This is a genomic window from Halosaccharopolyspora lacisalsi (assembly GCF_014137975.1).
Taxonomy (GTDB): domain Bacteria; phylum Actinomycetota; class Actinomycetes; order Mycobacteriales; family Pseudonocardiaceae; genus Halosaccharopolyspora; species Halosaccharopolyspora lacisalsi.
This window is the reverse complement of sequence record NZ_JACGWZ010000003.1, coordinates 372,934-386,049: the sequence shown is the minus strand read 5'-3', so window position 1 is coordinate 386,049 and position 13,116 is coordinate 372,934. Positions and strand designations below refer to the sequence as shown.

Sequence of the window (13,116 nt, the reverse complement as noted above, 5' to 3'; positions counted from 1 at the left end):
TGCGTACCGGGACCGGCGGGAGTGGGCCGCGACGGGCACGACACAATCGCGGCGTGGACGAACAATCCCTGCGTGAACTCGCCGAGCAGCACCTGCGAGCGCTGGCCGGGCCGGAGGCCGCCCTGCGCGAGGACCAGTGGAGCGCGATCCGTGCGCTGGTGCTCGAACGTCATCGAGCGCTGGTCGTGCAGCGCACGGGTTGGGGCAAGTCGGCCGTGTACTTCGTGGCGACCGCGCTGCTGCGGGAACTCGGCGAAGGACCGACCGTGATCGTCTCGCCGTTGCTGTCGCTCATGCGCAACCAGGTGCAGGCCGCCGCCTCGGCAGGGGTCCACGCCGCGACGATCAACTCCTCCAACACCGAGGAGTGGTCCTCGATCGAGGAGCAGGTCGCCGTGGGCGAGGTCGACGTGCTGCTGGTGAGCCCGGAACGGCTGAACAACCCGGACTTCCGCGACACCGTGCTGCCGGAGCTGACGCACGCCGCCGGACTGCTGGTGGTCGACGAGGCGCACTGCATCTCGGACTGGGGCCACGACTTCCGGCCGGACTACCGCAGGCTGCGCACCCTGCTCACCGAGCTGCCGGAGGGGGTGCCGGTGCTGGCCACGACCGCCACGGCCAACGACCGGGTCGTCCAGGACGTCTCCGAGCAACTGGGGGTCGGCGGGCACGGCGGCTCCGCCGAGACCCTGGTGCTGCGCGGCACCCTCGACAGGGAGAGCCTGCGGCTGGGTGTCGTGCGGCTGCCGAGTTCGCAGTCCCGGCTGGCCTGGCTCGCCGAACAGCTCGCCGAGCTTCCCGGTTCCGGGATCATCTACACCCTGACCGTGGCCGCCACCGAGGAGGTCTCCGGATTCCTGCGTCAGCGGGGTTACGAGGTGGCTTCCTACTCGGGGCGCACCGACGCGACCGAGCGCGGCCAGGCCGAGGACGACCTGCTGGCCAACCGCGTCAAGGCGTTGGTGGCGACCTCGGCGCTGGGCATGGGCTTCGACAAGCCCGATCTCGGTTTCGTGGTGCACCTGGGGGCGCCCTCCTCGCCCATCTCCTACTACCAGCAGATCGGGCGTGCCGGTCGCGGGGTGCAGCGTGCCGAGGTGCTGCTGCTGCCCGGCCAGGAGGACTCCGACATCTGGAGCTACTTCGCCTCCCTGGCGTTCCCGCCCGAGCCCACCGTCCGCGCGGTGCTGGACACGCTGACCCGAGCCGGTGGACCGCTGTCCACGGCGGCGCTGGAACCGCGGGTCGAGCTGGGGCGCGGCAGGTTGGAGATGGTGCTCAAGGTGCTCGACGTCGACGGCGCGGTGCGCCGGGTCAAGGGCGGCTGGGAGTCCACCGGCGAACCCTGGAGCTACGACGCCGAACGCTACGAGCGCGTCGCCGCCGAGCGGCGGTCCGAGCAGCAGGCGATGTTGGACTACATCGACACGCCGCACTGCCGGATGGACTTCCTGCGGCGCCAGCTCGACGACCCGTACACCGAACCGTGCGGCCGGTGCGACAACTGCACCGGTACCGCCCACTCGTCCGAGGTCGGTCGTCAGGCCTTGCAGCTCGCCGAGGAGCACCTGAACCAGCCCGGAGTGGAGATCGCACCGCGCAAGCGCTGGCCCACCGGCATGGACGCGCTGGGGGTACCGGTCTCCGGCACGGTGCGGGAGGTCGAACAGGCCGCACCGGGCCGCGCGGTGGGGCGGCTGACCGACATCGGGTGGGGCAACCGGCTGCGCGAGCTGCTGGCCCCCTCGGCTCCCGACCAGGAGCTGCCCGACGACCTCTACCAGGCGTGCATCCGGGTGCTGGCGTCCTGGGAGTGGTCGCAGCGGCCGGTCGGCGTGATCTCGATCGGCTCCCGCACGCGGCCTCGGCTGGTGGGGAACCTGGCCACCCGCATCGCCTCGGTCGGTCGGCTGCCGCTGCTGGGCGAGGTGGTCACGAACCCGAACACCGCACCGCGGAGGGGCACCAACAGCGCTCAACGGGTCGCGGCCCTGTGGCAGCAGTTCCGGATCCCCGACGACCTCGAACTGTCCTCGCTGGAGGGACCGGTGCTGTTGATGGACGACTACGTCGACACCGGGTGGACGCTCACGCACGTCAGCCGCCTGCTCCGCCACGCGGGAGCACCGGCCGTCCTCCCCTTCACCCTGGCCACCACGAGCTGAGCACAAGCGACGGCCGCCGGGATTCGTCGCGGTGCGGATCTGTTGCCGTGGCAGCTCGGAACGTAGTGTGTCCGCACCTGTTCGAAACGTCCCCGGAGGAGACGGCGGTGGCAGAGCGGACGGCACGCCCCGCGACGGGGGAACGGCATCGGTTGCCGGTGCGCAAGCTGGTCGCGGCCAGCATCGGCAACGCGATCGAGTGGTACGACTGGACCGTCTACGCCACGTTCAGCGTCTACTTCGCCGGTGCGTTCTTCCCCAGCGACAACGAGACGCTGGCGCTGATCAACACGCTGGCCGCGTTCGCGCTGGCGTTCTTCTTCCGCCCGCTGGGCGGCTGGCTGCTGGGACGGTTCGCCGACCTCAGGGGACGCAAGACGGCGATGCTGGTGACCATCGCGCTGATGGCGGGCGGCTCGCTGCTCATCGGCGTCCTGCCGACCTACGGGCAGGTCGGCTGGTTCGCACCGCTGGCACTGGTGCTGGCCAGGATCGGCCAGGGGCTCTCGCTGGGCGGCGAGGTCTCCAACGCCTCGGCGTACCTGGCCGAGATCGCCCCGCCCGCGCGCAGGGGCCGCTACTCCTCGTTCTTCTACATCTCCACCGGTAGCGCGCTGCTGTTCGCCTCGCTGCTGGGGTACCTGCTGACAGGGGTGCTCACCGAGCAGCAGCTGAGCTCCTTCGGCTGGCGGATCCCCTTCGTCCTGGGCGGCGCGCTCGGACTGCTCGGACTGTGGCTGCGACGCACGCTGAGCGAGACCGAGCAGTTCGAGGAGAACAGTGCCAAGGCCCGGGAAATCAGGAATCCGCTGTGGACCACACTGTCCCGGCACCCGAAGGCGGTGGGACAGCTCGTGGGCTTCACCATGCTGTCCACGCTGTGCTACTACACGTTCTTCAGCGCCCTGACCCCGTTCGCCGTGGGATCCAGGAACGCCGACGCGACGAACGTGTTCCTGGCGTTGTCGGTCGCCACGGTGCTGTTCATCCTCCTGCAGTACCCGATGGGTGCCCTTTCCGACCGGTACGGCCGCAAACCGCAGCTGCTGGCGTGGTCGGCGGCCACGGCCGTCCTCATCGTCCCGTTGTCGGCACTGGTCGGTCCGGGAACGGGCGGCCTGTTCGTGGTGTTCTGCACCGGTATCGGTCTCTACACGGCGATGACCTCGATCGCACCGGCGATCATGTCGGAACTGTTCCCGACCGCGTTGCGCGGGCTGGGCATCGGTGCCTGGTACAACCTGACGGTCGCGATCTTCGGCGGCACCGCACCGCTGCTCATCAACACTTTCGCCGCGATCGGCGCGTCGACGGCGTTCTTCTACTACGTGGCCGCCGGTGGCGCCGTGGCGTTCCTGGTGATCCTCACCCTGCCGGAGACCCGCGCCACCGAACTCCGCTGATCTCGCGGACGCCGAGCGGCAGCCGCAGAATCCCAGAGCATCCTCGTGTACGTGGTTCCCCGGCTCTCGCCGCCTCTCAGCAACAGCGCTGGACGACGAGCTGTCAGCAGACGCTCACAACGCGAGAAACCTGCGCAGAATCTTGCGAACGGCAGCAACGGTTTCCTCGTCGCACGTACCGCTGGGTTTGCGAAGCTGGTCAGCGGAGATCGCACGCACCTGTTCGCACAGCGCCCACGTGGACTCCTGCAGACCGGTCGTCGCACCTCCAACAGGAACGTGGTGCGGCAGTCCACGGTCTCGTGTGGTCAGTGGCACGGCCAGGACCAAACCGGGGATGTGATCGGTGTACTCGCCGCCGGAGACAACCAGCACGGGTCTCCACCCCGCCTGCTCCCGATCAACAGCAGGGTCGGGTTTGGTGAAGGTGATCGTCCCCGACCTCACTCCTGAGCATCCACGAGTCGGGCGCTGACCCATTCGTCTCGTTCGTTCACGTAGTCCGACCAGGCTTCCGGATCCTGGCGCAACCGCTCGTACCCCGCGTCGACCGCGGCCCAGAACTCCCGGCGCTCCAGAGCCTCCAGGGCCTCGGCGATAACGTCGGCCTGCGACACATGTCGCTCTTGAGCCCGCTGGGCAAGCCTGTTCCGCAGCTCGTCGGGAACCTTGATCGTAGTCGTCACGAGACTAGAATACCATCGAGGTATACTTTTTCGAATACTGATCTTGCATATATCCGGATCCGATCACAGGGGGACGAGGTCGTCGGCGTGGATGACCTCGCGGCGCTGCTCGGGGGGTAGTTCGTGGCTGGACCGGCCGATCAGCTCGGGAAGTTCCGCGGCGTCGTAGGCGACCACGCCGCGCGCGACCACCGACCCCGCCGGGTCGGCCAGCTCGACCACGTCACCACCCTCGAAAGAGCCCTCCACACCGGTGATCCCGGCGGTCAGCAGCGATCGCCGACGCTGCACCACCGCCGTCACCGCGCCCTCGTCCAGCCGCAGGAGCCCCTGAGCACCCGCCGCGTGCGCGAGCCAGAAGCGGCGGGCCGACAGCTGCGGGCCCGTGGAAGCGAACGCCGTGCCCACGTCGGCCCGGCCGAGAGCGCTCGACGCCTGTGCGGCCGAAGTCAGCAACACCGGGACACCGGCGGAGCAGGCCACGCTCGCCGCTCCGACCTTCGAGGCCATGCCCCCGGTACCGAGCCCGGAGGCTCCGGTGTCGCCCGCCGAGACTCCCTCCAGGTCCGCGGCATCGGCCACTTCCCGCACCACCGACGCGTCCCCGTCGCGGGGATCGCCGTCGTAGAGGGCGTCCACGTCGGAAAGCAGCACGAGCGCGTCGGCGTCGACGAGGTGCGCCACCAGTGCGGCCAGCCGATCGTTGTCCCCGAAGCGGATCTCGGAGGTGGCGACCGTGTCGTTCTCGTTGACCACCGCCACCGCCCCGAGCGTCAGCAGCCGGTTCAGCGTGCGTCGCGCGTTGCGGTAGTGCGACCGCCGCACCACGTCGTCGGCGGTGAGCAGCACCTGCCCGACGGTGAACCGGTAGCGGGCGAACGATGCCGCGTACGCGTGGGCCAGGGCCTGCTGCCCCACGCTCGCCGCGGCCTGCTGGGTGGCCAGGTCCCGCGGGCGGCTCCGCAGTCCCAGCGGGGCGATGCCCGCCGCGATCGCCCCGGAGGAGACCAGCACGAGCTGACTACCGGCAGCCACCCTGGCGGCCAGCGCGTCCACCAGCACGGCCAGGCGATCGTGATCCAGTCCGCCCTCGGTCGTGGTCAGCGAGGAGGAGCCGACCTTGACCACGAGACGCCGTGCGGCGCCGACGGCCTGCCGCGCCGGGGACTCGGCCAGTGTCTCGTCCGGGCTCACCGGTCGCCCTCCTCGTCGGTGCCCTCCTCGTCGGCGATGGCCTCGTCGGGGACCGTCTCCTCCACCCCGGCGCCCGAGCGCCGTGCCTTCATCGCCGCTCTGCGCTCGTCCTTGGACACCCGGTCGTCGGTGTCGAGCCGCATGTCGGTGCCCCGTCCGCTGAGCGCGGCTTCACCCCCGGCCGGAGTGGAGGGCTCCCAGTCGAAGGTGACATCGCCGATGGTCACCGGGCTGCCCTGTTGCGCACCCCGCCGGGCGAGTTCGGTCTCCACGCCGAGGCGGGCCAACCGGTCGGCGAGATAGCCCACGGCCTCGTCGTTGTCGAAGCTGGTCTGACGCACCCACCGCTCCGGTTTCTCGCCGCGCACGACGAAACCACCCTCGAGTTCGGGATCCTCCTCGACGGCGAAATCCGAACCGCCCACGCCCGTCGGGCGAACGACGACCCGCGCGGGTTCCGGCTCGGGCAGCGCCGCACGATAACGCTCGACCTCGTCGGCGAGGGCGAAACTCAGCTCACGCAGTCCTTCGTGAGTGGCGGTGGAAACCTCGAACACCGGCCAGCCACGGGCGTCGAGATCGGGACGCATCAGCTCGGCCATTTCCCTGGCGTCGGGCACGTCCATCTTGTTCAGCACCACCAGCCGAGGACGTGATTCGAGATCGACCACACCGTCCTCGGAGCTCAGCGCCGGCGTGTAGTCGGCGAGCTCGGCCTCGAGGGCGTCGATGTCGGAAATCGGGTCGCGCTCCGGCTCGTAGGTGGCGCAGTCGATCACGTGTACCAGCACGGCGCAGCGCTCGATGTGCCGCAGGAAGTCGAGTCCGAGTCCGCGCCCACCGCTGGCGCCGGGAATGAGGCCGGGCACGTCGGCCATGGTGAACACCGTCTCACCGGCGCTGACCACACCGAGGTTCGGCGCCAGCGTGGTGAAGGGGTAATCGGCGATCTTGGGGCGGGCCGCCGAGAGAGTCGAGATCAACGAGGACTTGCCCGCCGAGGGGAAGCCGATCAGGCCGACGTCGGCGACCGACTTCATCTCCAGCGTGAAGTCGCCCTGATCGCCGGGCTCCCCCAGGAGGGCGAAACCGGGCGCCCTGCGTGCCTTCGACGCCAGGGCGGCATTGCCCAGGCCACCCCGGCCCCCGCGTGCGAGGACGATGCTCGTGCCCGGACCGATCAGGTTGGCCACGACCTCGCCCTCGGGGGTCTGCACCACAGTGCCCTCGGGCACGGACAGGGTCAGGTCCTCGCCGACGGCACCGTTGCGGTTACTGCCGTGCCCCGGCTTGCCCGAGGACGCCCGTACGTGAGGACGGTGGTGATAGTCGAGCAACGTGTGCACACCCGGGTCGACGACGAGGATGACGTCGCCACCCTTGCCTCCGTTGCCGCCGTCCGGGCCGCCCAGTGGCTTGAACTTCTCCCGGTGCACCGAGGCACAGCCGTTGCCCCCGCCACCAGCCGCGACATGAATGTTCACGCGGTCAACGAAGCGCGACACCGATACCTCCTGCATACACGAGAAAAAGAAAACGAGGGGCAGGGCCGGTGGTAACCGGACCCGCCCCTCGTCGGGAAATCGCAGCCGAGGCCCGGGTCAGGCCTCGGCCGGCACGATGTTGACGGTCTTGCGACCGTGCTTGCGCCCGAACGCGACCTCGCCGGTGGCGAGTGCGAACAGCGTGTCGTCCTTGCCGCGCCCCACGTAGCCACCGGGGTGGAACTTGGTGCCGCGCTGACGAACGATGATCTCGCCGGCGTTGACGGCCTCACCGCCGAAGCGCTTGACACCCAGGAACTTGGGATTCGAGTCGCGGCCGTTCCGAGAGTTGGACGCGCCCTTCTTCGTCGACATGAGTTCTCACGCCCTCACTTCGTGATGCCGGTAACCTCGACACGGGTCAGCTTCTGCCGATGACCCATGCGCTTCTGATAGCCGGTCTTGTTCTTGAACTTGTGGATGCGGATCTTGGGGCCCTTGGTCTGCTCGACCAGCTTGCCGGTCACCGATACCTTGTCCAGCGCGGCGGTGTCGGCGGTGACATCGGAGCCATCGACGACCATTAGCGCCGGGAAAGTGACCTCGGCTCCCAGCTCGCCCTCGAGCTTCTCGACCTCGACGACGTCCCCGACAGCCACCTTGTACTGCTTGCCGCCGGTCTTGACGATCGCGTACATGAGTCGGAAGTCTCCTGCTGCTCGGTTTCGCTAGTTCACCGGTCTGCGACGGACGCCCTTCCCGACCGGTGATCGGGATTACCGCGACACCGACATGGCCCCGCGGTCGGTTCCTGCCTCGACGACGGTAGCCGACCTTCCCGGGCAGACACCGCCTCAACAGGCGTTTAACCTCTCCGCCCGTCCGGCGGCGAGAAATCCTGGAGTCATCATACAGCCGGTCGGCATCGCAGCCGAAAAGACCCCGTCACCATCCCCGGCCGAAGCGCCGAACAGCGAAGCCGCCTCACGAAGTGGCGCCGAAACACGAGGAGATCTCACTATACCGACCCCGGCGACCCCGCGCGGTTGCTACTGTTGATCGCCATTCGAGGCGACGGGAGAACACGGCGTGACGGAGATCTCATCCGAGAGCACATCGCAGCGGGACACAACGCCGCCCGTTTCGCAACGCGACCGGCTGGAGCGGCTTCGCCTCGCGCGCTCCGGACCGTGGCTGCTGGGACTGCTGGCACTGGTACCACCGGTGATGATGCTGCGGGAAGTCCTGAACTACTCGCAGATGCACTTCTACGACTACTGGTGGGTGCTGCTCGACATCACCAACCCGGACGGATCGCTGCGCCCCTGGGAACTGCTCAACTTCCGCAACGAACACCCCTTCGTGCTGCCCACTCTGCTGTTCTGGCTCAGCGCCCGCTTCGGCGACGGGCTCAACCAGCCACTGGGCGCACTGATCATCGTCTTCGGCGTCGCGTCCGTGCTGCTGGTGTGGCGACTACTCCCGTCGGGACTGGGGCGCTGGCCCCGCGCCGGACTCGTCGTGGCCACCTCCACGCTGGTGTTCAACCCGCACGGCATCCACAACTACGTGCGCTCGATGAGCGGGGCCTCCTGGCTGCTGGCCCTGATGCTGGTGCTGGCCGCGCTGCTGGCGATGCAGCGCGGGCGCCCGCTCGTGGCCGTGGCGCTGGGGCTGCTGGCCTCCATCAGCTACGGCACCTCGTTCGCGCTGTGGCCGGGGCTGGTTCTGATGGCCTGGCTGCGCGGCGACCGCAGGCGGTGGGTGATCACTCCCGCCGTGGTGGGAGTGCTCGTGGTCGCCACCTGGTTCGTCCTGCGCGGACCGCAGGGCGGCGGCGACTCGCCCACCGGGGATCCCGCCCAGGTAGCGCTGACCGGGCTGAGCATGCTCGGGTTGGTCTGGACCGGGTCCGGTGTGGCCATCGCGCTGCTGGCCGCCGTGGCGGGCCTTGCGGTGCTGGCTCTGCACGTGCCCACTTCGCTGTCCCCCGAAAACCGCCGAAGCAGCGCGCCCTGGTGGGGCCTGGTGGTCTACGCGCTCGGTTGCGCGGTGATGATCTCGGGATCGCGCGCGGCGTTCGGCACGGAAGCCGGACTCCAGAGCCGCTACAACAGCATGGCCGCGGCCCTGTGGATCGCTCTCCTCGTCATCGTCGTGAGCTGGCCCCGCGTACGGCGGCCGGGTACCCGGGCGGTGGTCCTCGGCAGCACGGTCGTCGCCACGGTGACGCTCAGCGTCCCCATGGCACAGACGGTGCGTGAGGACTCCTCCACCCAGCGCCTCCTCGCGGTCGCCGCACGCGTGGGGGCCACCGACACGCTGACCAGTCGCTTCCCCCGGCCTCAACAACTCCTGCCGCGGCTGCGGGATCTCGGCCACTACCCGTTCTCCGACGAGTTCGGTCTGGGATGCGGGCAGGGCATCGAAGTCGGCGCGCGCGTGAACACGTCGAAGTGGCGCACCCCCGGCATCGGCAGTTACCGGGAACCGTTGCCCAACGGGCGGAACGTGCTGCTCAACGTCGAACACGACAAGCTCCACGACGACACCCGGCTGTTGAAGGGCTGGGCGATCTCCGGAATCGAGCGGGCGCGATGCGTCGTGGTGCTCGACGCCGCCGACAGGGTCGTCGGCGGTGGCGTGGTCGATCTACCTCGCCCGCAAGCGGAGACGAAGACGCCCGGGGTGGAACTCGGGCTCGGTTACCGTGCCGTCGTCCCGGCCGGCTCCGGTCCCCTGCGGCTGGCGTTCCGCTTCCCGGACGGCTGGTGGAAACGACCCCTGTCCCGGAATCCCGAGGTGGCGAACTCTTGAGCACAGCACGAGCCGACCAAGACAGACCCGCGGTGGAAGTGAGCCTGGTAACGGCGGCGAAGAACGAGGGGGACAGTCTGCCGCGGCTGTTCACCGAGATCCGCGAGGCGATGGACGCTCAGCACCGCACCTGGGAGCTGCTGATCGTCGACGACGGGAGCACCGACGACAGTTGGCGGGTGATCTCCGAGGACCTGACCGCCGACCCACGCGTGCAGGGGATCCAACTGCGCCGCAACTTCGGCAAGGCGGCGGCGCTGGCCGCCGGGGTCGCCACGGCGAAGGGACCGCTGCTGGTCACCATCGACGCCGACCTCCAGGACGACCCGGCCGAGATCCCGCGCCTGCTCGACGAGATCGACGACGGGGCCGACCTCGTCAGCGGGCACAAGGCACAGCGCAAGGATCCGCTGGGCAAGCGACTGCCCTCACGTGTGTTCAACCGCCTCACCGGGGTCATCACGGGACTGCGGCTCTCCGATCACAACTGCGGGCTCAAGGCGGCCAGGACCGAGATCTACCGTCGGGTCCCGCTCTACGGCGAGCTGCACCGCTACATACCGGCACTGGCCCACCAGCTCGGCTATCGGGTACGGGAGCTGGCGGTCAACCACCGCTCGCGCGTGCACGGCCGGTCCAATTACGGCCTCGAACGCTACGTGCGCGGTGCGCTGGACCTGCTCACCGTCGTCGAGCTCACCCGCTACGGGCGACGCCCTGCCCATCTCTTCGGTGGCCTCGGCCTGCTGTTCGGCACGCTCGGCACCGGGATCCTGCTCTACCTCACGGGCGTGTGGCTGTTCACCCCGGAGCCGATCGGCACCCGGCCACTGCTGACCCTGGGCGTGCTGCTGGAGATCTTCGGGATCCAGATGATCTCGGTGGGACTGCTCGCCGAACTGGTCCTGCACCGCACCAGCAAGGGGCACGACGTCACCATCCTGGTCGCCGAACACACCGGTGACGGGGGTTCTCGGGACGGGGGTTCTCGGGAGAGCGCGGAAAGCTCGGTGGACCCCGAGCACGCGGACCGTTCACCGAGGTGAACGCGTCGTTGTGGCACTCTCACCGCCACAACGACGCGTTCGCCGTCGACCAGGAACTACTCCAGCGAGATCTTCGCCTGCGGAATGAACAGATTCCCGCCACCGAGCTTGACGTTGTGCACGACCGCGTCGGTGAACGTCAGCTTCGACAACCGCAGGAAACTCAGATCCAGGTTCGGCAACAACAGCGAATCCGGCGACAGCGTGACCGGCACGGCCGGATAGCCGAGGACATTGAGCGTGCCGGTCAGCTTCTGCGTGTAGAGCTCGATCGGCCCCTCGGTGACCGTGGAGACCAGGCCGGGAGCGCTCGCCGCCTTGATGTCCTTGCCGTTGCCCAACTTGCCACGCTGCACGAGATCCTTGATCTTCAACTTGTCGACCGTGAAGTGCAGCGTCTTGACCTGCTCTCCGTTGACCTCCCGCAACTCGTAACCGTGGTAGTGCGTACCGATCAGGGTCAGCCTGCTGGAGGTCAGCGTCCAGGCCCTGCCCGGCCCCGGCTCGACCTCACCCGGCTTCGGATCGGCGGTCGGCAGGTGCGGTGTCGACGGAGCGGACGACGCACTGCTGGACGGAACCGGTGCACCGCTCGACGGAGTCGGTACCCCGCTCGTCGGAGTCCGCGTGGCGGACTCCGACGGCGCCTTCGCCGAAGAGCTCGACGACGGAGCGGACGACTCCGCCGAGGAACTCCACAACGGATCCAGCAGGGACGGCGGCCCCGCCGCGCTGACCTGCGCGTCGGCCGAGCCGACGAACGAGGCGGCCCCGCCGAGCACCGTCAGGCTGGCGACCAGCGACACCGCCGGCCACAGGACACGCCGCCGGCGCGACTGCTGCCTCCGATCCCGCGATTCGGGGTTCACGCATCGCCTCCTCGCGTCGTCACGGATTGCAACCGCGTCGTCTCCCACTCGTCCGAGTCGGTTTCCGGTTCCGCGGCCGAATCGTCACGCCGCTTCCTCCGCTTCGATCGTTTCGACTTCTCCGGCGGTTTCGGCGACCACGACAGTGCCAGCGCGGCGCCGACGAGACCGAGGAGCGTACCGATCAAAAACGAACCCAGATTGGCGGTCACGATCGCCACGAGCGCCAGCACCAGCGTCACGATCCCCGCGGCCGTCCGGAACTGCGGACGGATCCACAACGAGACACCGCAGATGACCATCACGATCCCGATCACCGTCGCCGAGATACCACCGAGGGTGCGCAGGGATATCACGGCGTCACCGAACTTCAAAGAGGCGTACGGCGGGTACAGCAGGATCAGTGCCGACAGCAGTGTGAACGCACCGGCCCAGAACGGCCGCTGCCTGCGCCACTGCCGGAACTGCCGCCATCCCACCCGTACCTTGCCGGGCGCTTCCGCCTCGTCCGTCGAAGCATGGGACATCGGCTCATCGCCTCCTACCCGAAGGATCGTGCGCTCACGGACATCAGAAGCACGCGGCTTCCCGCCCGGTACTGGTGGTGATCTTGACGTCGTTGAGCCGCAACGTCGAAGCGGTCGTCGACCACGCGACCTGCCGCAGGTCGGCGATGGTGGCGCTGTCGGCCTGGATGCCGAAGGCGCCGGAATCGCCTCCCACGCCGGGGGGACCCTTCGTGAGGTTACCGGCGTCGCGGCCGATCTCGACGTTGTTCAGCGTGAGGTCACCGGTGACGGTGTCGACGCCGATCACCAGGTTCTTGGCCTGAAAACCTCCCTTGCCCGGTGCTTCGATGCGTACGGTCGTGTCACCGACGCCGGGGATGTCGGGGACCACGAACGACTGGCAGAAGTTGTCCAGCGTGGCGTCCCGGAAGCCGTTGACCAGCACGGGGCGGGCCTTGTTCGCACTGCGGTCCACGGAGCCGTACTGCACGACGCCCTCCGCGGAGAGCTTGTCCGCCGAGGCCTTGTAGCTCACTCCGGAAATGCTGAACGAAGCGGCCAGTGCTCCCTGGGACAAACCGGTGAACAGCGCGCCGATGCCGAGTACGCCCACACCCATCACCAGACCGAAGCGTCCCCAACGGGTCCGTCCGCGTCCGGGCTCTTCCGCTCGCCCGTCGTTCGACTCGTTCTCTGCTGCCATCGCGTCACCTCATGACTCCGGATGACCGTGTGACCGAACACCCAGAGTGATTTCAGTTACTGTACTGGCCGGTAACAGTAGAGGAAAATCACACATGACGCTATGGTTCACGCCACTTTCGTAAAAAATTCTCACCAGTTGATCACGGTGTGTACAACAGAAAGAGAACAGTTCTCCGAGGAGAGCAACGAAAAGGCCGTGCTTCGCGGCGACTCAACGAAGCACGGCCTTGACGAA

General features: G+C 68.5%; 13 protein-coding genes. 4 read left to right on the top strand and 9 right to left on the bottom strand.

Translation table 11 applies throughout. The features are described from left to right. Window positions 1-53: 53 nt before the first annotated feature. Together FHX42_RS13340 and FHX42_RS13335 are read left to right on the top strand one after the other, a co-directional pair. Window positions 54-2,168 carry a RecQ family ATP-dependent DNA helicase gene (locus FHX42_RS13340; protein ID WP_182544587.1) on the top strand — a complete coding sequence of 705 codons (2,115 nt, stop codon included), beginning with the start codon at window positions 54-56 and terminating at the stop codon, window positions 2,166-2,168. A gap of 107 nt (window positions 2,169-2,275) precedes the next feature. Continuing rightward, window positions 2,276-3,571: an MFS transporter gene (locus tag FHX42_RS13335; protein WP_182544586.1), complete on the top strand. Its 1,296-nt coding sequence runs from the start codon at window positions 2,276-2,278 to the stop codon at window positions 3,569-3,571. 114 nt (window positions 3,572-3,685) lie between these two features. Here the strand turns inward: FHX42_RS13335 and FHX42_RS13330 are convergent, their stop codons facing one another. The 6 genes from FHX42_RS13330 to rplU form a co-directional block, all read right to left on the bottom strand. Next, window positions 3,686-4,051 (bottom strand): type II toxin-antitoxin system PemK/MazF family toxin, encoded by a 366-nt coding sequence (locus FHX42_RS13330; RefSeq protein WP_235987285.1) that lies wholly within the window; start codon window positions 4,049-4,051, stop codon window positions 3,686-3,688. Further along, on the bottom strand, window positions 4,015-4,257 hold the full coding sequence (locus FHX42_RS13325; RefSeq protein ID WP_182544584.1) for a ribbon-helix-helix domain-containing protein: 243 nt from the start codon (window positions 4,255-4,257) through the stop codon (window positions 4,015-4,017). Before FHX42_RS13325 ends, FHX42_RS13330 begins: the two co-directional genes overlap by 37 nt. 63 nt (window positions 4,258-4,320) lie before the next feature. Beyond that, window positions 4,321-5,451 carry a glutamate 5-kinase gene (gene proB, locus FHX42_RS13320; protein ID WP_328796099.1) on the bottom strand — a complete coding sequence of 377 codons (1,131 nt, stop codon included), beginning with the start codon at window positions 5,449-5,451 and terminating at the stop codon, window positions 4,321-4,323. Further along, complete coding sequence (obgE, locus tag FHX42_RS13315; RefSeq protein ID WP_182544583.1) at window positions 5,448-6,971, bottom strand: GTPase ObgE; 1,524 nt, start codon at window positions 6,969-6,971, stop codon at window positions 5,448-5,450. The genes proB and obgE overlap by 4 nt, the downstream gene beginning before the upstream one ends. A gap of 81 nt (window positions 6,972-7,052) precedes the next feature. Next, window positions 7,053-7,310 carry a 50S ribosomal protein L27 gene (gene rpmA / locus FHX42_RS13310; protein ID WP_182544582.1) on the bottom strand — a complete coding sequence of 86 codons (258 nt, stop codon included), beginning with the start codon at window positions 7,308-7,310 and terminating at the stop codon, window positions 7,053-7,055. Window positions 7,311-7,324: 14 nt separating this feature from the next. Further along, entirely contained in the window at window positions 7,325-7,633 is a 309-nt protein-coding gene (gene rplU, locus FHX42_RS13305; RefSeq protein ID WP_182544581.1) for a 50S ribosomal protein L21, read from the bottom strand. Window positions 7,634-8,024: 391 nt separating this feature from the next. On the opposite strand from rplU, the gene FHX42_RS13300 reads away from it, so the two are divergent. Continuing rightward, window positions 8,025-9,752, top strand: coding sequence for a hypothetical protein (locus FHX42_RS13300; protein WP_328796097.1), 1,728 nt, complete (start codon window positions 8,025-8,027; stop codon window positions 9,750-9,752). Then, window positions 9,749-10,798, top strand: coding sequence for a glycosyltransferase family 2 protein (locus tag FHX42_RS13295; RefSeq protein ID WP_220480253.1), 1,050 nt, complete (start codon window positions 9,749-9,751; stop codon window positions 10,796-10,798). Before FHX42_RS13300 ends, FHX42_RS13295 begins: the two co-directional genes overlap by 4 nt. Before the next feature lie 56 nt (window positions 10,799-10,854). On the opposite strand, the gene FHX42_RS26615 is transcribed toward FHX42_RS13295, so the two are convergent. Genes FHX42_RS26615 through FHX42_RS13280 form a run of 3 tightly spaced genes read right to left on the bottom strand, consistent with a single transcriptional unit; the run spans window position 10,855 to window position 12,879 of the window. Beyond that, window positions 10,855-11,667, bottom strand: a complete 813-nt coding sequence (locus tag FHX42_RS26615; RefSeq protein ID WP_235987284.1) for a hypothetical protein — start codon at window positions 11,665-11,667, stop codon at window positions 10,855-10,857. Continuing rightward, on the bottom strand, window positions 11,664-12,194 hold the full coding sequence (locus FHX42_RS13285; protein ID WP_182544580.1) for a DUF6114 domain-containing protein: 531 nt from the start codon (window positions 12,192-12,194) through the stop codon (window positions 11,664-11,666). The genes FHX42_RS26615 and FHX42_RS13285 overlap by 4 nt, the downstream gene beginning before the upstream one ends. 43 nt (window positions 12,195-12,237) lie before the next feature. Next, the gene (locus FHX42_RS13280) at window positions 12,238-12,879 is read right to left on the bottom strand and encodes a DUF6230 family protein (protein WP_182544579.1); all 642 of its coding nucleotides are present in this window, start codon (window positions 12,877-12,879) and stop codon (window positions 12,238-12,240) included. Between the last annotated feature and the right edge of the window lie 237 nt (window positions 12,880-13,116).